Origin of the sequence: Nocardioides imazamoxiresistens (genome assembly GCF_032378595.1) — a bacterium.
GTDB lineage: Bacteria > Actinomycetota > Actinomycetes > Propionibacteriales > Nocardioidaceae > Nocardioides > Nocardioides imazamoxiresistens.
Genome location: NZ_JAVYII010000004.1, coordinates 249,960 through 273,308, shown reverse-complemented (window position 1 = coordinate 273,308; position 23,349 = coordinate 249,960). Strand labels below are relative to the sequence as shown.

The following is a 23,349-nucleotide window of genomic DNA, read 5'->3' as shown; positions in this document are numbered from 1 at the left end:
TGCCGCAGAGAACGCGGACGCCGCCCGCCTCCGGGGCAACCTCCGTCCGCGTTTTCCCGTGCTCGGTCCGCGTTTTCTTCCGAGGAGCTCTTCCCGCGGCGTGCCTCAGCCCAGCACGGCGGGCAGCGTCGCCGACCAGGCGTCGCGCGCCTCGGCCACGCCGACGGCGAAGCGTCCGTCGACCACGATCTGGTCGCCGCCGGTGCGGCCGATGCGGGCCGCCGGTACGCCCGCCGCGGTCGCCCGCGCCAGCAGCTCGTTCATGCCCTCCTCGGGCACGGTCACCAGCACGCGGCCGGTCGACTCGGCGAAGAGCGCGACGAAGGGGTCGGCGTGCACCTCCTCGAGGCGCACCTCGACGCCCATGCCGTGGCGGAACGACGACTCGGCCAGCGTCTGCGCCAGGCCGCCGTCGGAGAGGTCGTGCGCCGAGGTGACGACGCCGACGAGGTCGCCGAGGAGCCCGGCCAGGGCCTGCTCGCCGGCGAGGTCGACGGCCGGCGGGCGGCCGCCGAGGTGGCCGTGCACGACGTGCGCCCACTCCGAGCCCGACAGCTCCTCGCGCGTCTCGCCGAGCAGCACGACGGCCTCGTCCGCGGCGCGGAACCCGCTGGGCGTACGCCGCGTGACGTCGTCGATCACGCCGAGCACCGCGACGACGGGCGTCGGCAGGATGGCGGTCTCGCCGGTCTGGTTGTAGAGGCTGACGTTGCCGCCGGTGACCGGCACGCCCAGCGCGAGGCAGGCGTCCTTGAGTCCGCGGCAGGCCTCGGCGAACTGCCACATCACCGCCGGGTCCTCCGGGGAGCCGAAGTTGAGGCAGTCGGAGACGGCCAGCGGGGTGGCGCCGCCGGTGGCGACGTTGCGGTACGCCTCGGCGAGCGCGAGCTGCGCGCCGGCGTACGGGTCCAGCTTCGCGTAGCGCCCGTTGCAGTCCGTGGAGACCGCGACGCCGAGGTTCGAGGACTCGTCGACGCGCACCATGCCCGAGTCGGAGGGCTGCGCGAGCACGGTGTTGCCGCGCACGTACCGGTCGTACTGGTCCGTGATCCACGACTTGTCGGCCAGGTTCGGCGAGGCGACGAGGCGCAGCAGCGTCTCCTTCAGCTCCTCGTCGCTGCCCGGGCGGGGCAGGGCCTCGGCGGCGTCGGCCTGCAGGCCGTCCTGCCAGTCGGGGCGGGCGTACGGGCGCTCGTAGACGGGGCCGTCGTGCGCGACGGTGCGCGGCGGGACGTCGACGACGCGGGCGCCGTGCCAGTCGATCTCGAGGCGACCGGTCTCGGTGACCTCACCGATCACGACGGCCTCGACGTCCCACTTCTCGCAGATCGCGAGGAACCCGGCGACGTCGTCGGGCTCGACGACGGCCATCATCCGCTCCTGGCTCTCGCTCATGAGGATCTCCTCGGGAGCGAGCGTCGAGTCGCGCAGCAGCACCTTGTCGAGGTCGACCCGCATGCCGCCGTCGCCGGCGCTGGCCAGCTCGGAGGTGGCGCAGGACAGCCCGGCGCCGCCGAGGTCCTGGATGCCGGCGACCACGCCGGCGGCGAAGAGCTCGAGCGTGCACTCGATGAGCAGCTTCTCCATGAACGGGTCGCCGACCTGCACGCTCGGCCGCTTCGCGGGGCCGTCGGCGTCGAAGGTCTCGGAGGCCAGCACGGAGACGCCGCCGATGCCGTCGCCGCCGGTGCGCGCGCCGTACAGGATCACCTGGTTGCCCGCGCCGCTCGCCTTGGCCAGGTGCAGGTCCTCGTGGCGCAGGACGCCGACGCACAGGGCGTTGACGAGGGGGTTGCCGAGGTACGTGGGGTCGAAGACCGCCTCGCCACCGATGTTGGGCAGGCCCAGGCAGTTGCCGTAGTGGCCGACGCCCTCGACGATCCCGGGCAGCACGCGGGAGGTGTCCTCGGCGTCGAGGGGGCCGAACCGCAGCGGGTCCATCACCGCGACGGGACGCGCGCCCATGGCGAGGATGTCGCGCACGATGCCGCCGATGCCGGTCGCGGCGCCCTGGTGGGGCTCGACGTAGCTGGGGTGGTTGTGGCTCTCCACCTTGAACGTGACGGCGTAGCCCTGGCCGATGTCGATGACGCCGGCGTTCTCGCCGATGCCCGCGAGCATCCGCCCGGCGCGGGTCTCCTGGGGGATCTCGGAGAACTGGCGCAGGTGCACCTTGGAGCTCTTGTAGGAGCAGTGCTCGCTCCACATCACCGAGTACATCGCCAGCTCGCTGGACGTCGGGCGCCGCCCGAGGATCGAGCGGATGCGGTCGTACTCGTCCGCCTTGAGACCGAGGTCGGCCCACGGCTGCTCGCGGTCGGGGTCCCCGGCGGCGCGCTCGACGGTGTCGAGGCTCGCGGGAGCGGGGGTCTGCTCGGGGTCGGGGGCGTCCGTCACGGGCGGCATCGTATCGCCGCCGACGGGTGCTCCCGCCCTCCGGCCGGTGGTGGGAGACGGCGACGACCACCGGCGTACGCCCGCGGGTCCGGCAAGTCGTGGCGCTCGCCACGCATAACCCGCGCCGCACCGGGGAAGGACCGTCCGCCGGTCAGGGCCGCGACGTCCCTGGCGGACGTGCACGTCCGCCGCTCGTGGGAGGGTCGTCGGGCCCCGGCCGAGTGCTACGTTGCCGCGCAGTCCACTACGAGGAGCCCTCGCATGTCGAACCCGTCCGACCCGCACCCCCAGCAGGGCGGGTACCCCCAGCAGCCTCCGGGTCAGCCCGGGTACGGCGCTCCCCAGGGCCAGCCCGGTCAGCCCGGCCAGCAGGGCGGCTACCCCCAGCAGGGCGGCTACCCGCAGCAGCAGCCGCAGCCCGGCTACGGCGCCCCGCAGGGCCAGCCCGGCTACCCGCAGCAGCCCCAGCAGTACGGCCAGCCGCAGGGCCAGCCCGGTCAGCAGGGCTACCCGCAGCAGTACGGGCAGCCGGGCCAGCAGTACGGCCAGCCGCAGCGCCCCGTCGTGCCCAAGGTGAACCCGTTCCAGGGCGTGCCTATCAGCGACTACGTCCGTGACGGCGCCGCGCTGCTGTTCCTGCTCGCCCCGCTGTGGACGGCGTGGGACGCCAACGGCTTCGGCTCCGACCGCTGGTGGGTGTGGGTCTCCGCGCTCATCGGCATCTTCGCCGTGACGGTGCCCTACCTGGTGCGCTCGAACGTGCTCCCCCTGCCGCCGCAGCAGGCGTTCCTCGCCAAGGCCGCGCTCCTCGTGCCGTACGCCGGCAGCGTGCTCACCGCGCTGATCGGCGAGCTGATCTCCGGCGGCAGCGCCGTCGACGGCGGGATCGGCGCGGGTGTCGCGCTCGCGCTGGCCGGCGCCACCCTGGCGCTGACCCCCCGTCACGCCGAGGAGGCCAACGGCCCCACGAACGACGCCCTGTGGTGGAAGGTCACCCTCTACGTCGGCTACGCCACCGCGGGTCTCGCCGTGCTCACCACCCTGCTGTGGATCGTCTACGGCCTCGTCGAGGACGTCGACCTCTTCGACCCGTTCCTGCTCTTCCTGTTCCTCCTGCTGACGTTCGTCGTCATCCCGCTCGTGGTGCTGGTGTGGGGCCTGCTGGGCCTGCAGAAGCGCTCGGAGGAGTCGCGGCTGGTGCTCGCCACCGTGCTGCTCGTCGGCCTGGTGACCACGATGTTCGCGGGCGACTCGGGTGACTCGATCTTCCGCCTCCAGGTCGAGGGCTGGAACGTCCCCGGCTCGACGCTGCTGCTGGTCGGCGTCCTCGCCGGCCTGCTCGTGTCCCGCCCGGTGATCCGCACGACCGCGCCGCAGGAGCCCTTCTGGGCGTGGGTCAACACCGCCAAGCTCGCGCTCTACACCGCCGCCGCGGTCATCGCGGTCACGGTCCTGGCCGCGCTGTTCGTCATCATCGAGGCCGACGCGTTCGGCGGCGCGACGATCGTCTCGCTCATCCTCGGTGTCGTCGCCGTGGCGCTGGTCGTCGTGCCGACGACGATGCTCGCCGACCCGCGCACCGGCCGCCTCGTGGTGCTGGGTCTCGTGGCCGGCGCATTCGTGCTCGGCATCGTGTTCGTCGCGGTCCTCAACGGCGCGGACGACCTCGGGTTCTACAACCCGCTGGGCGCGCTCGGTCTCTACCAGACCGGCGCCTGGCTGGGCCTGACCGGTCTCGCGATCGCGGCGCTCACGGCGCCGGCCTCGATCCGGAACATCCTCGGCTCGGTGCTGCCGCAGTCGCAGCAGCAGCCGGCGTACGGCCAGCACGGCCAGCACGGCCAGCCGCAGCAGTACGGCCAGCCGGGCCAGCAGGGTGGTCAGCAGTACGGCCAGCCGCAGCAGTACGGGCAGCCGGGCCAGCAGTACGGCCAGCCCGGCCAGCAGCAGTACGGCCAGCCGCAGGGCGGTCAGCAGTACGGCCAGCCCCAGCAGTACGGCCAGCCCGGCCAGCCCGGTGGCTACGACCAGCCGCAGGGCCAGGCGTACGGCCAGCCGCAGCCGCCGCAGGGCGACGACGCGTCGGAGCAGACGATCGTGCGCCCCGCGTCGCAGGACCCGTCGCAGTACCAGCGTCCGCAGGACCCGCCCCAGCAGTGAGTCCCGCGCCTCGGTGAGGCGCTGCGACCAGCACCCGCGGCCCCCGTCTCCTCGCCGGAGACGGGGGCCGTCGGCGTCCCGGGCGGGTGCGGGCCGCCAGGTCGCGACCTTGGGGCCGCCGGGCAGGCTGAGGGCATGGGCGACCTTCTGTGGCCGGGAGCGGAGCGGGCTGGCGCCCTCTTCACCGACAGCGCGATCCTCGAGGGGATGCTCGACCTGGAGGCCGGGTGGTCCGACGCCCTCGTCGCGCACGGGCTGGCGCCGGCGACCGCCGTCGTCGAGGGCGACCGCCTGCTCGGCATGCTCAGCGGCGCGGACCTCGGTCGGATCGGGCTGGACGCCGAGACGACCGGCGACGTGGTGACGCCGCTGGTCTCGACGCTGCGCAACCACCTGCAGGCCGACGGTCGCACCGACGCCGCCGCGTGGCTGCACCAGGGCCTGTCGTCGCGCGACGTCGTGGACACGGCGCTGATGCTGTGCACGGCGACCGCGCTGCGACGCCTCGAGCTCGAGCTGGACGCCCAGGCCACCGCCCTCGACGCCCTTGCGCACGCGCACCGGGGCACGGCCATGCGCGACCGGGTGCACGCCGGGCCCGCCGCGCCGACCACCTTCGGCCTGCGGGCGCGGGAGTGGCACACGGCGATCGAGGACGCCCGCGCGTCGGTCGTCTTCGCGCACGGCGCCCTGCCCGCCCAGGTCGGCGGCGAGGCCGGGACGCTCGCGCACACCGTCGAGGTCGCGCGCCTGCGCGGCCTGCGCAACCCCGAGCAGGTGGCCACCGCGGTGGCCCGCGACGTGGCGACCGGCCTGGGGCTGGCGCCCGCGCCCGCGTGGCACACGACGCGTCACCCGCTGACCCGGGCGGGCGACGCCTTCGCGGCCGCGGCGGGCGCGATGGGCCGGATCGCCGGGGACGTGCTCGACCTGACCCGACCGGCGGTCGGCAGCCTCGGCGAGCCCGCGGCGCCGCGCACGGCAGCCCCCACCCCCGGGGCCCAGCGGGCCCTCGCGACGCTGGTGCGACGTGCGGCACTGACGACCCCCGGCACGGCGGCGACCCTGCACACGCTCGCCGGCACGGCGGACACCGACCTCCTCTCGGGCGCCTGGCACGCCGAGGGCGCCACGTTGCGGGACCTGGCCTGCCGCACGGTGGTGGCCGCGGCGCACGCGACGCGGCTGCTGGAGGGCCTGCGGGTCGACGTCGTCGCGATGCGCAGCCACCTCGAGGGCGACGGCGAGCTGCTCGCCGAGCGGGACGCGGCGCGGGCGCTGGTGGCGGACGGTCTCGACGGGGTCGAGGACGCCGCCGCCCCCGAGCCCGCCCCGCCGGCGCCGGGCGAGGCGTCCGAGTTCCTGGGCGTGGCCTCGCACGTCGCCGCCAACGTCACGCCGAGCGGCGCCCGCCGCGGCTGAGCCTCAGTCGAGGCAGAACTCGTTGCCCTCCGGGTCGGCCATCACGATGAAGCCGTGGCTGGTCGGCGGGGAGGGCTCGTGGCGCTGCAGGCGGGTGGCGCCGAGGGCGACGAGGCGCTCGCACTCCGTCTCGAGCGCGGCCATCCGCTCGTCGCCGCGCAGGTCGACGGCCGTGCGCACGTCGATGTGCAGCCGGTTCTTCGCCGTCTTGGGTTCCGGCACCTTCTGGAAGAACAGCCGCGGACCGACGCCGTCGGGGTCGACGCAGGCGGACGCGTCGTTGCGCCGCTCCGGGGGCACGCCGAACGCGTCGAGCGCCTCCTCCCACGTGTCGAACCCGGGCGGCGGGGCGTCGAGGCGGTAGCCGAGGACCTCGATCCAGAACGCGCTGAGCGCTCCCGGGTCGGCGGCGTCGAAGGTGAGCTGGATGGTGCTGGCCACGGTCGTCTCCTGGTGGGTGCGGTCGGTTGTTGCCGGCCCGCCCAGGCTGCCACCTCGAGCGGACCGTTCCGGTCCGCTATCTCTGCCAGCATGGGCCCATGGCCGACGGCACCACGGAACGCGTCCTCCGCCTGCTCGGGCTCCTGCAGGAGCGCCGCACGTGGACGGGCCCCGAGCTCGCCGACCGCCTCGGGGTGACCACCCGGTGCGTACGCCGTGACGTCACGCGGCTGCGCGGCCTCGGCTACCCGGTCGAGGCGTCCCAGGGTCTCGGCGGCGGCTACCGCCTGGGCGCCGGCACCGCCCTGCCACCCCTGCTGCTCGACGCCGACGAGGCGATCGCGACGACGGCCTCGCTCCTGCTGGCCGCCGACGGGACGGTCGCCGGGGCGGGCGACGCGACCCTGCGTACGCTCGCGAAGCTCGACCAGGTGCTCCCCCCGCGCCTGCGCCCGCAGGTGCGGGCCATGGTCGAGACCACCGCGACGCTGGAGCGCGGCGGGCTGCAGGTCGACGGCGCGGCGCTGATGGCCCTCGCGGGCGCCACGCGGGACCGGGTGCGGGTGCGGTTCGCGTACGCCCGTGCCGACGGCACCGCGAGCGAGCGCGACGTCGAGCCGTCGGGGCTGGTGGCGACGGGGCGGCGGTGGTACCTCGTCGCCTGGGACACCGACCGCGACGACTGGCGCACGTTCCGCGTCGACCGGGTGCGCGACCTGGTCGTCACCACCTGGCGCTGCACGCGGCCCGCGCACCCCGACCCGGGGGCGTACGCGCAGGAGGCCGTCACCGTCGCGCCCTACCGGCACACCGTCCGCGCCCGGGTCCGGATGCCGGCCGACGAGCTGCGGGCGCTGGTCTCGCCGCAGACGGCGACCGTGCTCGACGACGCCGAGCCCGGGTGGTCGGTGCTCACCGCCGGCGCCGACCACCTCGACTGGGTCGCCGTCCGGCTGGCCACGATCGACGCGCCGGTGGAGATCCTCGAGCCCGTCGCGGCGATGCGCGAGGTCACCGCCCGGCTCGCCGGACGGCTGCAGCGGATGGCGTGAGGCCCTCAGGCGCCGGTCGGGCGCAGCCCCTCGGGGGCGTGGGTGTGCAGGTCGAGCATCAGCGCGACCTCGGAGAGGTGGTGGAGCAGCTCGCGGTTGATGTGGAGCACGAGCGTGGCCAGGGGGTGGTCGGCGTACGGCCCCTCCGCCGGGCCGCAGGGCCGCGCCAGACCCTCCTCGCCGAGCGCCGCGACGCCGGCGCTCCAGGTCGCGACCTCGGCGTCCAGCTGGGCGATCGCCCCGGCCGCGGTCGGCGCGTACTCCCACGTCTCGTAGCTCACCGCCGCCCGACCGAAGTGCGAGGCGTTGCGCTCGGCGAGCACGCCGATCGTGATGTGGGCGAGGCGCCAGGCGATCGTGGTGACCGGCGGCGGGCTCGGCTCGGGGAAGGCGTAGTCGATGGTCATGGCCCCCTGACCGACCGCCACGGGGGCCGTGCTGGTGCCGCGGGGCCGCACGCTCCAGCAGCCACCGACGGGCTCGAAGAAGTACGCCTCGTCGCTCATCCGCCCCAGCCGCGGGCGCACGATCCCCCAGTGGAAGTCGAACTGGTCGCGCAGCTGCTCGTTCCAGGAGAGGTCCATGGGCCCAGCGTGGCACGCGATGCGGACCACTACGGTCCGCTGTCGGGCCCCGCGTCGAGGGTCTCGCCCGGCCTGGCAGCGGCCGTCGCGCGGTCCGCCGGGTCCGCCGGGTCGCTGGGGTCGGCCGCCAGGGCGCCGGCGCCGATCGTCATGGCCGCGACGACGGCGGCCGAGGCCGCCCAGCGGGAGCTGACGAGGACCGTGCGACGACGACGGGGACCGGCGGGCTGGCTCATGCCTCCCGATGGTGCCGCGGGAGGCTGAGAGGGGCGTGAGACCCGGGCGGGCGGACGGTGTGGGTCGCCTGCCGCTGAGGATCAGCTGCCGACGGGCGGGCCCACCAGGAGCGCGACGCCGGTCAGCACGGCGACCGCGACGACGCCGGTGGCGGCGCCCTGGAGCGGCTTGCGGACCAGCCAGCCGACGGCCTTGTCGACACCGCCGGTCGGCTGCTCCTCGCGCAGGCGCCAGCGCTCGCCGAGGCCGCCGCGCTTCTCGACCGCGAGGTCGAACCAGATGGTGAAGAACGGCGGGATCGCCGAGAGGACGCCGAGCACCGTGCGGCCCTTCGACCACCGCGCGTCGACGGCGACGACGAGCACCGTCAGCACGTACGCGATGAACACGACGCCGTGGAGCATCCCGCCGATGCTGACACCGACCTCGGTGGTCTCGGTGACGTACTTGAGGAACATGCCTCCGAGCAGCAGGGCCCAGGTGATGGCCTCGGCGACGGCGACGATGCGGAACAGGCGGCGCGGCGACATGCGCCGGAGTCTACGACAGCGCGTCGTAGATCGCCCGTCGGGAGTCGGAGGTCGCGGCGACCTCGTGCCGGAACGCTCGACCTGGGACCCGTTCAAACAGGGCCCAGGTCGAGCGTTACCCGGTTCACCGGGTAATCCAGAGCCGTCAGGCGAAGACGCGCTCGGCGAGCGAGGTGAAGAACCCGAGCCCGTCGGTGCCGGGGCCGGTGAGGTCCTCGACGGCGTGCTCGGGGTGCGGCATGAGGCCGACGACGTTGCCGGCCTCGTTGGTGATGCCGGCGATGTCGCGCTGCGAGCCGTTCGGGTTGGGGCCGAGGTAGCGCGCCACGACGCGGCCCTCGCCCTCGAGCCGGTCGAGGGTGGCCTCGTCGGCGACGAACGAGCCCTCGCCGTTCTTCAGCACGACGGTGATCTCCTGGCCGTCGGTGAACGCGGAGGTCCAGGCGGTCGAGGCGTTCTCGATGCGCAGGCGCTGGTCGCGGCAGACGAACTTCATCCGCTCGTTGCGGATCAGGGCGCCGGGCAGCAGGTGGGACTCGCACAGGATCTGGAAGCCGTTGCAGATGCCGAGCACGGGCATGCCCTTGGCGGCGGCCTCGACGATCGGGGTCATCACGGGCGCGAAGCGCGAGATGGCGCCGCAGCGCAGGTAGTCGCCGTACGAGAAGCCGCCCGGCAGCACGACCGCGTCGACGCCGGCGAGCGTCGCGTCGCCGTGCCACAGCGGCACCGCCTCGTTGCCGCCGATCCGCACCGCACGCTGCGCGTCGACGTCGTCCAGCGAGCCGGGGAAGGTGACGACGCCGACCTTCACGCGTCGGCCCCCGCGTCCTCGACCCGCACCGTGTAGTTCTCGATGACGGGGTTGGACAGCAGCGTCTCGGCGGCGCGGTGGACGTCGGCGAGGACCGCCTCGGTCACCTCGGCGACCTCGAGCTCGAAGCGCTTGCCCTGACGCACGTCCCCGATGCCGGCGAACCCGAGACGCGGCAGCGCTCCGGCGACCGCCTTGCCCTGGGGGTCGAGGATCTCGGGCTTGGGCATGACGTCGACGACCACACGGGCCACTGGGTGCTCCTCGGTTCAGGGGTGGGACCGGGGAGATTCTAGGCCCGCGGCGGCAGTGGTGGGGCCGGGGGCGGCGGGGGTGGACCGGAGGGCCGGTACGCCGGGGGCGGCGGCAGCGGCACGGGTGGCCCGCTCGGCGGCGCCGACGACCCCCACGACGGCCCCGACGGCGGGTACGCCCGTGGCGCGGGCGGCCGGTAGGGCCCGGTCGCGCCGACCAGCGGCCCGGCGAGGACGCCCTGCGGCGAGGCCCTCACCTCGGTGCCGGTGCGCACGGTCGACAGGCACAGCGCGACGACGCCGACGCCGCAGGCCAGCACGCCGGCCCACAGGCCGACGCCCCACGACCCGGCGCCGACGTCGGCGAGCAGCACCAGCAGCGTGATCACCGCGGCGCTGCCGGCCAGCAGCGCGACCATCCGCACCAGCAGCGCCGTCACGCCCCGCCCGGCGGCCACGGCGACCAGCACGGCCGCGAGCAGCGGCAGCACGAGCACGCCGTAGCCGGCGATCGTCGGCACCGGCAGCGCGCCGGAGCGCACGACCTGGCCCACCTCGAGCAGTGACGTGGCCCGCAGGATGCCCTGGGTGTACCAGGGCAGCACCGTCGCCAGCACCCAGCCCAGCGCGACCAGCAGCCACAGGCCGACGGCGACGAGGTCGCGGGCCCGCACGTCCCGCGGGCGCGGGTCGCCGGCACCCGGGTCGCGGCTCACGACGACAGCTCCTGCGCCAGCAGCTCCGCGGTCTGGGGCAGGGAGAGGTACCACCGACCGTCGCGCTCCAGGGCGACGAGGGTGAGCACGACCTGCCGCCCGGTCAGGTCGCCCAGCCGGACGTCGCCCAGGTCGAGGTCGGTGGACGCGCCCGAGGCGCCGCGCAGGGCGCTGCGACGCTCCTCGGAGATGCGCCCGGCGTCGATGTCGACCGCCGCCTCGCCGCCCAGGATGCGGATCTCGGCCCGGCCGCCCTCCTCGACCACGTCGGTGTCGCCGTCGGCGAACCGCAGGCGCAGGTCGGTGGCGTTGAGCACCGCCAGGGTCTCGTCGGTGTCGGCGTCGGGCAGCGACGCGACCAGCCGGGCGGTCTCGACGGCGAACTCGACGTCGCTGCGCCAGAAGAGCTGCTCGAGGCTGGCGGACAGCGACGACGCGGCGTTGTCGAGGTCGCGGGCCGACTCGCGGTCGAGGAGCGCGGCGAGCCCGGCGACGTCGCGCTCGTTGACCGCGACGGCGAGGTCGTCGACGAGCACCTCGGGGCTGCTGGAGCCCTGCGTCGGCCCGCCCACGACGAGCGGCAGGGCCACGGCCGCGAGCGGCACGAGGGCCAGCGCCAGGCACGCCAGCCGCAGCCGACGACGTCGATTCCCGTGCACGTGCGCTCCTTCGTCCGGCTCCCACCTCCAGCCTCCCGCACGGACGCGGGGCCGCGCCAGGGCGTACCCCGCCCGGTGCCTCCCGACACGCTCGACGACGTGTCCGCGAGGGAGGTCCTGTGGAACACTCGGGCCGGTTCACGCACCTCCGACCCCCCTCCCCATGACACCTCGGACCGTCTCCTCCCCCGCTTCCTCCGCGACGCCGGCGCCCTCCGCGGCCGCCGCGCCGCCGGAGGGACCTGCGACCCCGGACGCGACCCCGGAACCCACGACCGACCCCCACACCGGGCCCCTGCCGCCGCACGCCCCGGCCCCCCGCCGGGTGCGCGCGATCGACGGCCTGCGGGGCGTCGCGGTGACCGCGGTGGTGGCGTACCACCTGTTCCCGACGGTCGTGCCCGGCGGCTACCTCGGCGTCGACGTCTTCTTCGTCATCTCGGGGTTCGTGATCACCCTCAGCCTCGTGCACCAGCGCCGCACCCACGGCCGTCCGCGCCTGCTGCGCTTCTGGGTACGCCGCGCGCAGCGCCTCCTGCCGGCCCTGGCCGCCATGCTGCTCGTCGTCACGGCGTGCGTCGCGCTGGTCGGCGCGCCGGTCGCGGGGCGCCTGCGCGAGCAGCTGCTGGCCGCGCTGACGTTCACGGGGAACTGGTACCAGGCGAGCGTCGGCGTGCCCTACTTCGACGCCGCCGAGCCCCCGCTGCTGCAGCACCTGTGGTCGCTGGCGGTCGAGGAGCAGTTCTACCTCGCCTGGCCGCTGCTGCTGCTCGGTCTGCTCGCCGTGGTGCGGCGGGCCCGCACCCGCGTGCTGGTGGTGCTGGCCGCCGCGGCGGCGAGCGCGGGCGCGATGGCCTGGGCGTACACCCCCGGCGAGGACCCCAGCCGGCTCTACTTCGGCACCGACACCCACGGCTTCGGCCTCCTGCTCGGCGCCGCCGCCGCGCTGGCCCTGCCGCTGCTGCAGGCCGAGGGCTGCGCGCCGGGCAGCGGGCGGGGCGTACGCCTCGTGCGCCGCGTCGCCACCGACCCGCTCGTCGTGGTGGGCGCGGCCCTCGTCGTCCTCCTCGCGTTCGCGCAGCTGTCCGGCGGCTCCGCGGCGGCCTACCGCGGCGGCATCGCGCTGGTCGCCGCGCTCACGGCGCTGCTGCTGCTCGGCCTCGCCGTGCGCCCCGGCGGTCCGGTGCGGGCCGTGCTGGCCACCGGGCCGCTGGTCTGGCTGGGCGAGCGCAGCTACGGCATCTACCTGTGGCACTGGCCGGTGATGCTGCTGCTGGGCGCCGCGTTCCCGACCGCGTCGACGGGCGTGGTGGCCGCGCTGACGGCGTACCTCACCCTCCTGCTCGCCGCCGCCAGCTGGCGCTGCGTCGAGCAGCCCGTCCTGCGCCACGGCTACCGCGGCGCGACCCGCCGCGTGCTGCGTGCCGTGCGACGCGACGTGCCCGTGCGCGGTCCCGTGCTGGTCGCGACCCTGTCCGTGCTCGCCGTCGGCGCGACGTGGAGCCTGCGCGCCGCCCCCAGCCAGGGCGAGGTCGAGGGGATGGTCCACGCCGGTCAGGACGCGATCGCGGCCGCCGGCGCCAGCCTGACCTCCGGGGCCGGCGAGGACGGCGAGGCGCCCTCCGCCGACGAGACCCCCGCCGAGCCCCCGCCGCCGCTGCTCGCGGACGCGACCGCCGACGAGATCGGCGCCCAGACGGTCGTGGTCGGCGACTCGGTCGCCCTGGCCGCGGCCCCCGCCCTGATCGCGGAGCTGCCCGGCGTCGGCGTCGACGCCGTGGTGGGCCGCCAGCTCAGCGAGGCGGCGGACCTGCTGACCGCGCTGCGCGACTCCGGGCGGCTGCGCACCTACGTGGTCGTCGCCCTCGGCACCAACGGCGACATCAGCACCCGTGACCTCGCGGCGCTGCTCGACGTGATCGGCGAGAAGCGCCGGCTCGTGCTCGTCACCGCCCACGGCGACCGCGAGTGGATGCCGGCGGTGAACGAGAAGCTGCTGGCCTTCGTCGAGGCCCACCCCGAGGTGGGGCTGGCCCGCTGGGACCAGGCGTCCGCCGAGGTGACCGACTTCGCCGCCGACGGCATCCACCCGGGCGAGCAGGGCGGCGGCGTGTTCGCGCGTACCGTCGTCGACGCCCTGCGCACCCTGCGCTGACCTCGCTGACCTGCGCTGACCTGCTCGCGTTTCACCGGCGGGCGCACACTGGCGCCATGTCCTCACGCGTGCCTCCCGCCGGCGCGGGCCTCCTGCAGCTCGAGTTCCCGCAGTCCCTGGCGACCTACGACGACTACGCGGCCGCGCAGCGCACGGTCGACCACCTCTCCGACCGCGAGTTCCCGGTCGAGAACTGCATGATCGTCGGCACCGACCTCAAGCAGGTCGAGCGCATCACGGGCCGGCTGACCTACCCGAAGGTCGCCGCGGCGGGCGCCGCCTCCGGCGTCTGGCTCGGCCTGTTCGTCGGCCTGCTGTTCTCGCTGTTCGTGGAGCGCGACGTGCTCCCGACGATCCTGGCCACGGTGGTCATCGCCGTCGCGTTCAGCGTCGTGTGGGCGGTGCTGGGGTACGCCGCCACCCGCGGCCGCCGCGACTTCAGCTCGGTCTCGACCGTCGTCGCGACGCGCTACGAGGTGCTGGTCGAGCACAAGCACGCCGCCCGGGCCCGCGACCTGCTCGCCGAGCTGCCCGGGGCGCTGCCGAACCCGTTCGCCTGAGGGTCCGCCGCAGCGCTCAGCGCGCCCGTTCGAACTCGTTGCGCAGCACCGACGTCGCCGGGGTCGTCTCCCGGAAGTCGGCGTACTCGGCCGCCTGCTCCGCCGTGAGCGGCAGGTCGAGGAGCACGGCGTCGCCGCTCGGCGCGACCAGGGTCGGGAAGCGCTGGTCGCCGGCGGCGACGTACGCCTGGAGCACAGCCTGGTCGTAGGCCAGACCGACGGTGCCCCTCACCGTCGTCTCGAGCGAGCCGCAGTCCTGGCAGCCCTCGAGGACCTCCACCAGCGCGCGGCCCGGACCCCGGCCCAGGTCGGGGCGCTGCCGGATCGCGTCCGGGATCTCGGACACCCCGTCCAGCTCGACCGCCAGGAGACCGGCCGCCCAGTCCCCGTAGGTCTCGACGAACGAGACCGCCGCGCCGCGGTCCTGCCCGGCGGCGCGCAACGTGGCGACCAGGTCCTCCTCGGCGAGCTCGAGGCCCGCCCCGGACCCGGTGTCGGCCCCCATCTCGACCCCGGTGAGGCTCCGGTGGACGGCCGGCAGGCGCTGGGCCAGGACGTTGAGGACGGCGGCCCGCAGCCCGGGGTGGACCTCGTCGGGCGCGGCCGCGACGACCGCCCCCGCGACCGCCGCGCCCTCCTCGTCCAGCCCTCCGGCCGACGCAGCGCCGGCGTCGACCAGCGCCGCCGACACGTCGCGGGCCTGCGCGTCCGTCCAGGAGTCCTCGGTCAGGACGAGCTCCATCCGCTCGGCGAGGTCGTCGGGCAGCCCGTCCGGCGCCTGCTCCATGAACAGGGACGCCGCGTAGCCGTCGTCGACCAGGCCGGCGAGGCGATCGGACGGCCGGTCGGGCTCCTCGGCCGTCCAGCGCTGCACGCCCAGGGTCGCCAGGACCGCCACGAGGGCGGCCACCACGGCGACGGCCACCACGGCGGGGGCGCGCATCGTGCGGCTCATCATCGGCTGATGCGCTCCCGCAGGTCGTCGGACCAGCGGGCACCCGTGCCGGTGATGCCCGGCTCGGTGCGGGCCTCGCTCCACGCCGTGACCTGCTCCTCGCCCCACTGCGACATCGGGATCCGCGAGCCGTCCTCGGCGAAGAACACCGGGTCGAGGTACTCGTCGGGCAGGTTGCGGTAGACGGCCGCCTCCGCCACCTGCGTGGCGTGCCCCTCGCGGTCGGCCAGCGTCTCGTTGATCTGGGCCTCGACCTGGGCCGAGGTGTCGATGTCGCCGGCGCTGGTCTGGCCGTCGACGACCGCACCGCTGCCGGCCGTGACCGCGTCCTCGATCAGGCCGCCGACGAACGGGACCTTGCCGGTCGCCTCGCCCACGACGTAGTCGAAGACGTAGCCGGCCTCGTTCCAGTAGCCGTTGTTGCCGGCGTTGTGCTCGGCGTCGGACGCGGCCCCCGCGGCGGTCGCCTGCTCGGCGTACGAGCCGCCCAGCGTCTCGAGGATGTTGCCGAACGGCTGGTTCACGACCGGGTTCGCCTGCTCGGCGGCCGCCATCCACCGCTCCTCGAACGTCATGTTCTGCACGTCCGGCGGCCAGTCGTCGCGGTTGGCCTCGTCGCTGTAGTAGCCCAGGTAGTGGTCGTAGCCGAGGCTGGCGTAGTTCGACATGCCCTGCGTGAGGATGTCGCCCGCGTGCACGCTGACGCCCTCCTGGTCGTCGGCACCGATCTGGCCGATGAGCTGGTCGAGCTGGGTGCGGTCGAGGTCGGCCGCGAGGTTCGGGTCGCGCCCGCCCGGCAGCCACGAGGCGTCGGGGTGCGAGTCGCCGGAGTACGCCTCGTAGACGTCCGGCGCGTAGGCGCTGAACATCTCGGCGAAGTCGCGGCGCAGCGACGGGATCAGCTCGGTCGGGTTCTCCCCGGTCGCGTCCGCGTAGGCGACCGCGACCGCACGCTCCAGGATCTGCGGGGACGCCTCGGTGGCGTCCTGCGTCGTCGCCGCGACCAGCGCGTCGCCGAAGTAGCGCTGCGACGTGGGCCAGCCGGCAGCCGAGTCGGTGTGCTGGGGCCAGTCCCGCTCGGAGAGGTAGTAGTCGACGCGGTCGAGGTTCTCGCCGTTCGCACCGTGCAGGAACTCGCGGCCCGCCTCGGGGTTGTGCTCCATGCCCTCGAACAGACCGCCGAAGGGGTCCTGGCCGGTCGGCCTGGACCAGTACCAGCCGTCCTCGCCCCACTCCCCGACCACCTCGGCCGGGCCGTCGGTGTAGTCGATCTGGCTGGCGCCGTAGCCCATGTACTCCTCCCACGGCGTGACGCCCTCGCGCTCGATGTGCTCGCGCTCGAACGTCTCCATGGCCTCGCCCACCGAGGTCAGGAGGTAGGTCGAGTGACCCTCGGCGCGCAGCAGCGGTGCCAGCAGCTGGTAGCCGTAGGGGTCGTACGGGTGGAAGTTGTCGTCGGTGATGCGGTAGCGCTGCTCGCCGGACTCGACCAGCTGGTCGACCCAGTCCCGGCTGACGTTCGACGCGGATCCGCCCGGGGTGTCGTCCACCCCGTTCGTGCCGGCCGCGAGGACGGCGCCCAGCGCGTTCTGGGCCCCGCCGATCGTGTCCGGGGAGTAGAGCTGGCCGGAGCCCGGCCGCTCGGCGAGCAGCGTCTGGCTGACGCCCGCCAGGCCCTCCGGGCCGAGCCGCTCGAGGAGCGAGGTCGCCACGACGGGGTTCGTGCCGAAGAACTCGAGCTGCTCGGTGAGCTGGTCGATCCGCTCGGAGTCCGGGAAGTCCCCGTCGTCGTAGTACAGGTCGGGGCTCATGCCACCGATCTCGTCGAGGTTCTCGCCGAGCACCGTACCGAGCGCCTGCTGCTGGGTGACGGTGAGCCCGTCGACGTAGGTGTTGCGGTTCTCCGGGTCCTCCAGCAGCCACTCGGCCAGCTCGCGGTCGGAGAGGTAGCGCGCCTCCGGCGGCAGCGACGCGTCGGCGAGGCTGCCGGAGCCGCCGTCGTACTGGTTGTTGTTCGCGGACTGGAGCACCGCGGTGAGGTCGGCGTCCGCCGTCTCGGCGTCGGAGAGGCCCTCGCTGATCGTGGTGACGTGGCTGTCGACCGTCGCCTGGTCGCCCTCGGTCTCCTCGGCCGTCGAGCCGGCCGGCGGATCGGCGCGCACCGTCGAGGCCGTCACCGTCAGGGTCCAGCCGAGCGCCTGGATCGCGTCGCGGGAGGAGCGGACGCGCTCCTGCGCGCTGTTGATCCTGGTGTACGCGTTGTCCAACGCCTCGATGACCGGGGAGATCTCGGCGACCTGGTCGTTGAGGCGGTCGCGCAGGGCCCGGTGGGCCTCACCCGCAGCGCTGGCGGCCTCGCCGTACCAGGACTTGCCCGCCGGGTTGGCGTCGAGGATCTCGTCCTGCAGGTCCAGCAGGGTCCGCCGGTCGTTCGTCAGCGAGTCGGCGGCGGTGGACAGGGTCGCGGGCTGCCAGCTGAGCAGCGTCTCGATGCTGACCATCACACGGCCTGCGGGATGTTGCGGCCACCGGCACCGTGGGCGGCGGCGGAGACGGTGTCGGCCTCCTCGATGTTGGCCGCGGAGGTACGCATGGTCTCGGCGTGGTCGCGGGCGTCGCGGACCCAGGCCTCGAACTCCGAGGTCCAGGTCGTCCCGAGCGTCGTGGCCGCCGGTCCGCTCGTCGAGCCGGGCAGCGCCCCGCCGACCGTGCCGACGTGCTCGCCCACCGACGTGCCCTCGGCTCCTGCCGCCGCCTCGTCCATCCTGCCGGCGGCATCGACCACCGCCTCGCGCACCATCTCGAGCGTCACGACCGTTCCTCTCCTCGACCGGCTCCCTGCCGGGAGACGGGCTGCCCCGGGGCAGCCCGTCCGAAACCCGGCAGGGGCCACGAGCAGGAGGTCGGGCGTCCCGGGCCTCAGCCCAGCTCGCGCTTGAGGATCTTGCCCGTGGCGGTCATCGGGAGGGTCTCGACGACCTCGACCTGGCGCGGGTACTTGTACGCCGCGAACTGCTCCTTGCCCCAGGCCACGAGCTCCTCGGAGGTCACCGCGTCGGCGTTCTGGTCGAGGATGACGTACGCCTTGACCTCCTCGCCGTGGGACTCGTGGGGCACGCCGATGACCGCGGCCAGCGAGACCGACGGGTGCGTCATCAGCACCTCCTCGAGCTCACGCGGGTACACGTTGAAGCCGCCGCGGATGATCATGTCCTTGGCCCGGTCGACGATGTAGTACCACCCGTCGGCGTCCTTCCTGCCGAGGTCGCCGGAGCGGAACCAGCCGTCGCGGATCGCGTCGGCCGTCGCGTCGGGCCGACCGTGGTAGCCCTTCATCACGTTGGGGCCCTTGATCGCGATCTCGCCGATGCCGTCGGGCTCGGTGACCTCGTTCCAGTCCGGGTCGATCAGCTTCATCTCGACCTCGGGGATCGGCGTGCCGATCGAGCCGACGCGGGGCTCCTGGCCCCACGGCGAGAACGAGGCGACCGGCGACGTCTCGGACAGCCCGTACCCCTCCAGGATGGTCACGCCGAAGCGCTCCTGGAAGTTGCGGTGCACCTCGCCCGGCAGCGCGGAGCCGCCGGCGGCCGCGACCCGCAGGTTGCGCGCGATGGTCGCGACGTCGACGGACTCGTCGAGCGCGCCGAGCAGGCCCCAGTACATCGTCGGGACGCCGGCGAAGAACGTCACCGACTCCTTCACCATCAGGCCGAGCGCCGGCTGCGCCTCGAAGCGGGGCAGCATCACGACGGTGCCGCCGTAGGCGAACGCGCTGTTCTGGATCACCGTCTGGCCGAACGAGTGGAAGAGCGGCAGCACGCACAGGTAGGTGTCGGGCTTCGCGGCGTCGGCGCCGAACAGCCGGTCGCTGACCAGGGCGTTCGAGAGCATGTTGGAGTGGCGCAGCTCGGCGCCCTTGGGCTGGCCGGTCGTGCCGGAGGTGTAGAGGATGACGGCGGTGTCGTCGTCGTCCGCGGCCACCGCGTCGAACGTCGGCGCCTGGCCCGCGAGACCCTGGCCGAGCGTCTCGGTGCCCTCGACCGGCGACGGCGCCGCCGGGTCGGCGGTGATCACGAACAGGTGCTCGCAGCCGTCGACCTGGTCGAAACCGGCCTTGCCCTCCTGGCCCATCGGCAGCTCGGGGGTGCCCTGGAAGCAGAAGTACGCCTTCGCGTCCGAGTCCTCGAGGTGATAGGCGATCTCGCGCGCCTTGAGCAGCACGTTGAGGGGCACGACCGTGGCGCCGGTCTTGAGGATGCCGTAGTAGACGATCGAGAAGTACGGCAGGTTCGGGCAGGTCAGCGCCACCTTGTCGCCGCGGCCGACGCCGCGGGAGGTGAGCAGGTTGGCGACCTGGTTGGCCGCCCCGTCCACCTGGGCGTAGGTCAGGCGCGTGTCTCCGAGGACGATCGCGACGCGGTCGGGGTGCTGCTGCGCGGAGCCCTCCAGGAGGGACGACAGGTTGGTCATGGCTCCAACCTACTGGCAGGTATGACCCGCGTCACGCGTCCGTCGGCGCGAGCGTGCCGTCAGCCCAGGACCCGGGCCGCCGCCCGCAGGTCGGCGGCCAGCGCCAGCGGCGTCGGCAGCCGCAGGGCGTGGGCCAGGGGGGCCGCCGGCAGCGGCACGACGAGCTCGGCCACCGCGCGGGCGTCCGTGCCGCCGTCGGGGCGCGGGGCGTACGTCATCGTCAGCGTGGCGCGCACCCACCACCACTCGCCCACCTCGACCCAGCGGTGCGGCGGCTCGCTCTCGACCACCCGCATCCGCGGCCGCACGCCGGGCACCAGCGTCACGTCGGTCCACGTCGTGCCGACGTCCCCGGGCGGGCCGCCGGCCTCGACGACGGCGTCGACGCGGCGCAGGCTGGACTGCCAGGCGGGGCGGTTGTCGGGGTCGGCGAGGTACGCGTGGACGGCCGCGGCCGGCGCGCCCACGGCCACGGTGACGTCGGCGACCCGGACGGTGACGGTGCGCACGATCAGAACCGCTCGCCGGTGAGGCGCTCGTACGCCTCCACGTAGCGGCTGCGGGTCAGCTCGACGACCTCGGCCGGCAGGGCCGGCGGCTCCGCCCCGGAGGTGCGGTCCCAGCCGCTGTCCGGGCCCGTCAGCCAGTTGCGCACGATCTGCTTGTCGTAGGACGGCTGCGTGCGGCCCGGCTGCCAGTCGTCGGCGGGCCAGTAGCGCGACGAGTCGGGGGTGAGCACCTCGTCGGCCAGGACGATCGCGCCCCGGTCGCCCGCGTCCCGGGCGCGGCCGAACTCGAGCTTGGTGTCGGCCAGCAGGATGCCGCGCTCGCGGGCGAGCTCCTCGGCGCGGGCGTACACCCGCAGCGTCAGGTCGCGCAGCGCCGCGGCGTCGTGGTCGCCGACGGTCGTGGCGACCGCCGCGTACGAGACGTTCTCGTCGTGGTCGCCGAGGTCGGCCTTCGTGGCCGGGGTGAAGATCGGCTCGGGCAGCCGGTCGCCGTCCTGCAGGCCCGGCGGCAGCGCGATCCCGCAGACCTCGCCGCTCGCGCGGTAGTCCGCGAGGCCGGAGCCGGTCAGGTAGCCGCGCGCCACGCACTCGACGGGGAACATGTCGAGGTCCTGGCACACGACCGCGCGGCCGGCCACGGCGGCGGGGACGTCGGAGGCGGAGACCACGTGGTGCGGCACCAGGTCGGCGAGCTGGTCGAACCACCACAGCGACATCCGGGTGAGGATCTCGCCCTTGTCGGGGATGGTCGAGGCCAGGACGAAGTCGTAGGCCGAGATCCGGTCGCTCGCGACCATCAGCAGACGGCCCGCGTGCTCGCCCGCGTCGATGCGGTAGAGGTCCCGCACCTTGCCGGAGTGGAGGTGGGTCGCGCCCTCGAGCGCCGGCGCCTGCGGGATGTTCGCGATCACGGGCGCCAAGGGTAGTCGGCCCGCTGCGACCCGCTGGCTACGGTCGAGCGCATGGAGGACCGACACCTGACCGACCGCGGCCGCAACGTGCTCCGCGTGCTGCTCGCCGCCGTCGCGGCCATGCCCCTGCTCGGCCTGGGGCTGCTGCTCCAGGGTCGGGGGGTGGTCGCGACCGCGGTCGCCGGGGTGTGCCTGGCCGGGGCGCTGGTGCTGGTCGTGGTGGGCGCGGTGCAGCTCACCCGCTCCGCCCGCGCGGGCGGCGAGCGGCTCGCCGTCGACCCGACCGAGCCGGTCGGTGTCGAGGCGCGCGAGCGCGTCTAGGCCCCGGTGATGGAGGAGCACCCGGTCGAGGATCGCCGCTTCGGCGCGCTGCTCCTCGGCGTCGCCCCCGACGCCGTCGAGGTGCGGGGCGCGCAGGTGCCGACCACGCGCATCGAGCGCACCGGTCCGCTCGACGAGCGGCGCGACTCCTCGCGACCACCGATCGGCACCCGCGACCCGGCGGGTCTCGTGCTCACCGCCGACGGGGTCCCGTTGGACCTCGAGCCGGGGCGCGGGCGGCTGGCCCGCGGCTCCTACCGCGTACGCGTGCGGCGCGACGACGAGGCGTGGATGCTCACGCCCAGCGACCCGTACTCCTCCCGCTTCGTGCGCGGCCGGCGCTACCGCGGCGACAACGAGCTGGCGTCGCTGACCCGCAGCCCCGACGGCACCGTCGCGCTGGCGTGGTCCGAGACCGTCGGCCGCGGACGGTTCGTCGCCCGGGCCCCCGAGCCCGAGCCGCTGGAGGCCTCCCTGGCGTACGCCCTCGCGGCTGCGTTCGACACCGGCGCCGAGCTCGCCGTCGTCCGTCTCGTCAGCGAGGGCGCCGACCTGCTGCTGCCGGGGTGACCCGTCCGGGCGTACGTCCGGGCTGGCGTCCGGGCGTACGTCCGGGCTGGCGCCCGTGGCTACCGTCGGGAGGGACCCACCCCCGAACGAGGAGGACCGGCACCATGGCGGACGAGAAGCTCCCGACCCCCGACCCGGCGGAGGACCGTGCGTACTTCCCCTCCCCGTCCTCGCTGGAGCAGTACGTGCCGCCGCGCACCGACTTCGACGGCGCGGACCACGAGCCGGTCCGGGGCGGGCCGCGCAAGGTCCTGGTGATCGGCACGGACGAGCGCTACCTCGCGCTGCAGGACGGCCGCTACTTCTCGACCGGCAACCACCCCGTCGAGACGCTGGTGCCGATGCTGCACCTGGCGGCCGCCGGCTACACGTTCGACGTCGCGACCGTGTCGGGCAACAAGATGAAGTTCGAGCACTGGGCGTTCCCGGCGGAGGACGAGGCGGTGCGCGGGGCGTACGAGGCCGACCGCGACGGCTTCGACGCACCCCTGCGCCTCGGCGACGTCGTCGAGACCCTCGGGCCCGACTCCGACTACGCCGCCGTCTTCGTGCCCGGCGGGCACGGCGCCACGATCGGCGGCATCCCCACCAGCCCCGCGGTGCGCGACACCCTCGCCTGGGCGCTGGAGAACGACCGGCTCGTGATCACGCTGTGCCACGGCCCCGCCGCGCTGCTCGCGGCGACCGACGACGCCGGCGCCAACCGGTTCGCGGGCTACGAGGTGTGCGTGTTCCCCGACGCCCTCGACACCGGGGCCAACCTCGACCTCGGCTACCTGCCCGGCCCCATGACCTGGCTGGTCGCCGAGCGGCTCGCGGCCGCCGGTGTCGTGGTCGTCAACGACGACATGTCCGGCCGGGTGCACCGCGATCGCCAGCTCCTGACCGGCGACAGCCCGCTGGCCTCGAACGCCCTGGGTCGCCTGGCCGTCGACACCCTGCGGGAGACCTACGACGCCTGAGGCGGGCGCGTCCGGCGCGTCCGGCGCCACGGCGCCGGGCGTCCGTGCAGCCACCACTCCAGGCGGCGGGTGATCCACGGCAGGCCGAACCAGACCATCAGCGGCGTGGCGACCACCGTCTGCAGGGTGATCCGCCACGCCAGCGGCAGGTCCGGCAGCAGCGCGGCGCCCGTGACGCCCAGCAGCAGGCTGAGCGGCAGGAAGACCACGAAGATCGCGACCGCCTGCTTCCACCGCGGCGGAGGGCCCGGCGGGAGTCCGGGGTAGTCGACGTCGTGGCTCGCCGGCGGGTCGAACCAGCCCTCGATCCCGGTCATCCGCTGCACCCGGAACTCGCCCACGAGCCCCTGCGCCGCACCCAGCCACCACGCGCGCTGCGGCGAGGACTCCCACGCCGCGAGCGCCTCGGGGCTGGCGAACCGGTACAGCATGTGCCACGCCCCGTCGCCCTCCGCGGACCGCACGAAGCCGTGCCCGAGGAAGCCCGGGAACTGCTCGGCCAGGTGCGTGCCCGCCCGGATCCACGACGTCATCTCCGCCTCGCGCGCGGGATCGGCGTACCGCGTCGCCGCGACCGTGACCGGGGAGGCAGGCTCGGCACTCATGGTCGCGATGCTGCGAGGCGCGGCCGACGCACGCAACTCCCCGGCGTCGTGACGGCGGGCAC

General features: G+C 74.7%; 24 protein-coding genes. 8 read left to right on the top strand and 16 right to left on the bottom strand.

Features of this window, described 5'->3' with window-relative positions:
• Positions 1-105 precede the first annotated feature (105 nt).
• A complete protein-coding gene (gene purL, locus RDV89_RS10500; RefSeq protein ID WP_315732992.1) occupies positions 106-2,397 on the bottom strand; it encodes a phosphoribosylformylglycinamidine synthase subunit PurL in 2,292 nt (763 codons plus the stop codon).
• A 261-nt stretch (positions 2,398-2,658) separates the two neighbouring features.
• Between purL and RDV89_RS10495 the strand changes: the two genes are divergently transcribed.
• Together RDV89_RS10495 and RDV89_RS10490 are read left to right on the top strand one after the other, a co-directional pair.
• Entirely contained in the window at positions 2,659-4,557 is a 1,899-nt protein-coding gene (locus RDV89_RS10495) for a DUF7937 domain-containing protein (protein ID WP_315732991.1), read from the top strand.
• 135 nt (positions 4,558-4,692) lie between these two features.
• Positions 4,693-5,979: a lyase family protein gene (locus RDV89_RS10490; RefSeq protein WP_315732990.1), complete on the top strand. Its 1,287-nt coding sequence runs from the start codon at positions 4,693-4,695 to the stop codon at positions 5,977-5,979.
• A gap of 3 nt (positions 5,980-5,982) precedes the next feature.
• On the opposite strand, the gene RDV89_RS10485 is transcribed toward RDV89_RS10490, so the two are convergent.
• The gene (locus RDV89_RS10485) at positions 5,983-6,420 is read right to left on the bottom strand and encodes a VOC family protein (protein ID WP_315732989.1); all 438 of its coding nucleotides are present in this window, start codon (positions 6,418-6,420) and stop codon (positions 5,983-5,985) included.
• A gap of 98 nt (positions 6,421-6,518) precedes the next feature.
• Between RDV89_RS10485 and RDV89_RS10480 the strand changes: the two genes are divergently transcribed.
• On the top strand, positions 6,519-7,472 hold the full coding sequence (locus RDV89_RS10480) for a helix-turn-helix transcriptional regulator (protein ID WP_315732988.1): 954 nt from the start codon (positions 6,519-6,521) through the stop codon (positions 7,470-7,472).
• Positions 7,473-7,477: 5 nt separating this feature from the next.
• Here RDV89_RS10480 and RDV89_RS10475 read toward each other — a convergent pair whose 3' ends face one another.
• From RDV89_RS10475 to RDV89_RS10445, 7 genes are all read right to left on the bottom strand, one after another.
• Positions 7,478-8,056: a DinB family protein gene (locus RDV89_RS10475; RefSeq protein ID WP_315732987.1), complete on the bottom strand. Its 579-nt coding sequence runs from the start codon at positions 8,054-8,056 to the stop codon at positions 7,478-7,480.
• A 29-nt stretch (positions 8,057-8,085) separates the two neighbouring features.
• On the bottom strand, positions 8,086-8,292 hold the full coding sequence (locus tag RDV89_RS10470; RefSeq protein ID WP_315732986.1) for a hypothetical protein: 207 nt from the start codon (positions 8,290-8,292) through the stop codon (positions 8,086-8,088).
• A gap of 81 nt (positions 8,293-8,373) precedes the next feature.
• A complete protein-coding gene (locus tag RDV89_RS10465) occupies positions 8,374-8,823 on the bottom strand; it encodes a DUF3817 domain-containing protein (protein WP_315732985.1) in 450 nt (149 codons plus the stop codon).
• A 145-nt stretch (positions 8,824-8,968) separates the two neighbouring features.
• Complete coding sequence (gene purQ, locus RDV89_RS10460; protein WP_315732984.1) at positions 8,969-9,637, bottom strand: phosphoribosylformylglycinamidine synthase subunit PurQ; 669 nt, start codon at positions 9,635-9,637, stop codon at positions 8,969-8,971.
• Positions 9,634-9,891, bottom strand: a complete 258-nt coding sequence (purS, locus tag RDV89_RS10455) for a phosphoribosylformylglycinamidine synthase subunit PurS (RefSeq protein ID WP_315732983.1) — start codon at positions 9,889-9,891, stop codon at positions 9,634-9,636. Before purS ends, purQ begins: the two co-directional genes overlap by 4 nt.
• A gap of 38 nt (positions 9,892-9,929) precedes the next feature.
• On the bottom strand, positions 9,930-10,607 hold the full coding sequence (locus RDV89_RS10450; RefSeq protein WP_315732982.1) for a hypothetical protein: 678 nt from the start codon (positions 10,605-10,607) through the stop codon (positions 9,930-9,932).
• Entirely contained in the window at positions 10,604-11,266 is a 663-nt protein-coding gene (locus tag RDV89_RS10445; RefSeq protein ID WP_315732981.1) for a hypothetical protein, read from the bottom strand. The genes RDV89_RS10450 and RDV89_RS10445 overlap by 4 nt, the downstream gene beginning before the upstream one ends.
• Before the next feature lie 163 nt (positions 11,267-11,429).
• On the opposite strand from RDV89_RS10445, the gene RDV89_RS10440 reads away from it, so the two are divergent.
• A complete protein-coding gene (locus RDV89_RS10440; RefSeq protein WP_315732980.1) occupies positions 11,430-13,421 on the top strand; it encodes an acyltransferase family protein in 1,992 nt (663 codons plus the stop codon).
• Positions 13,422-13,477: 56 nt separating this feature from the next.
• Positions 13,478-13,981: a YflT domain-containing protein gene (locus RDV89_RS10435; RefSeq protein ID WP_315732979.1), complete on the top strand. Its 504-nt coding sequence runs from the start codon at positions 13,478-13,480 to the stop codon at positions 13,979-13,981.
• 16 nt (positions 13,982-13,997) lie between these two features.
• Here RDV89_RS10435 and RDV89_RS10430 read toward each other — a convergent pair whose 3' ends face one another.
• The 6 genes from RDV89_RS10430 to RDV89_RS10405 form a co-directional block, all read right to left on the bottom strand.
• Entirely contained in the window at positions 13,998-14,924 is a 927-nt protein-coding gene (locus RDV89_RS10430) for a hypothetical protein (protein ID WP_315732978.1), read from the bottom strand.
• Between the two features lie 11 nt (positions 14,925-14,935).
• Entirely contained in the window at positions 14,936-17,437 is a 2,502-nt protein-coding gene (locus RDV89_RS10425) for a hypothetical protein (RefSeq protein ID WP_315732977.1), read from the bottom strand.
• Positions 17,437-17,748 (bottom strand): hypothetical protein, encoded by a 312-nt coding sequence (locus RDV89_RS10420; RefSeq protein ID WP_315732976.1) that lies wholly within the window; start codon positions 17,746-17,748, stop codon positions 17,437-17,439. Before RDV89_RS10420 ends, RDV89_RS10425 begins: the two co-directional genes overlap by 1 nt.
• Before the next feature lie 107 nt (positions 17,749-17,855).
• The gene (locus RDV89_RS10415) at positions 17,856-19,409 is read right to left on the bottom strand and encodes a long-chain-fatty-acid--CoA ligase (protein ID WP_315732975.1); all 1,554 of its coding nucleotides are present in this window, start codon (positions 19,407-19,409) and stop codon (positions 17,856-17,858) included.
• Between the two features lie 59 nt (positions 19,410-19,468).
• On the bottom strand, positions 19,469-19,918 hold the full coding sequence (locus RDV89_RS10410) for an SRPBCC family protein (RefSeq protein WP_315732974.1): 450 nt from the start codon (positions 19,916-19,918) through the stop codon (positions 19,469-19,471).
• Positions 19,919-19,920: 2 nt separating this feature from the next.
• On the bottom strand, positions 19,921-20,826 hold the full coding sequence (locus RDV89_RS10405) for a phosphoribosylaminoimidazolesuccinocarboxamide synthase (protein ID WP_315733191.1): 906 nt from the start codon (positions 20,824-20,826) through the stop codon (positions 19,921-19,923).
• A 54-nt stretch (positions 20,827-20,880) separates the two neighbouring features.
• On the opposite strand from RDV89_RS10405, the gene RDV89_RS10400 reads away from it, so the two are divergent.
• The 3 genes from RDV89_RS10400 to hchA all read left to right on the top strand — a co-directional run bounded on the left by RDV89_RS10400 (position 20,881) and on the right by hchA (position 22,682).
• Positions 20,881-21,150: a hypothetical protein gene (locus tag RDV89_RS10400; protein WP_315732973.1), complete on the top strand. Its 270-nt coding sequence runs from the start codon at positions 20,881-20,883 to the stop codon at positions 21,148-21,150.
• Positions 21,151-21,159: 9 nt separating this feature from the next.
• Positions 21,160-21,720: a hypothetical protein gene (locus RDV89_RS10395; RefSeq protein ID WP_315732972.1), complete on the top strand. Its 561-nt coding sequence runs from the start codon at positions 21,160-21,162 to the stop codon at positions 21,718-21,720.
• Positions 21,721-21,824: 104 nt separating this feature from the next.
• The gene (gene hchA, locus RDV89_RS10390; protein ID WP_315732971.1) at positions 21,825-22,682 is read left to right on the top strand and encodes a glyoxalase III HchA; all 858 of its coding nucleotides are present in this window, start codon (positions 21,825-21,827) and stop codon (positions 22,680-22,682) included.
• Here the strand turns inward: hchA and RDV89_RS10385 are convergent.
• A complete protein-coding gene (locus RDV89_RS10385; RefSeq protein WP_315732970.1) occupies positions 22,670-23,287 on the bottom strand; it encodes an antibiotic biosynthesis monooxygenase in 618 nt (205 codons plus the stop codon). The genes hchA and RDV89_RS10385 overlap by 13 nt on opposite strands.
• Positions 23,288-23,349 lie beyond the last annotated feature (62 nt).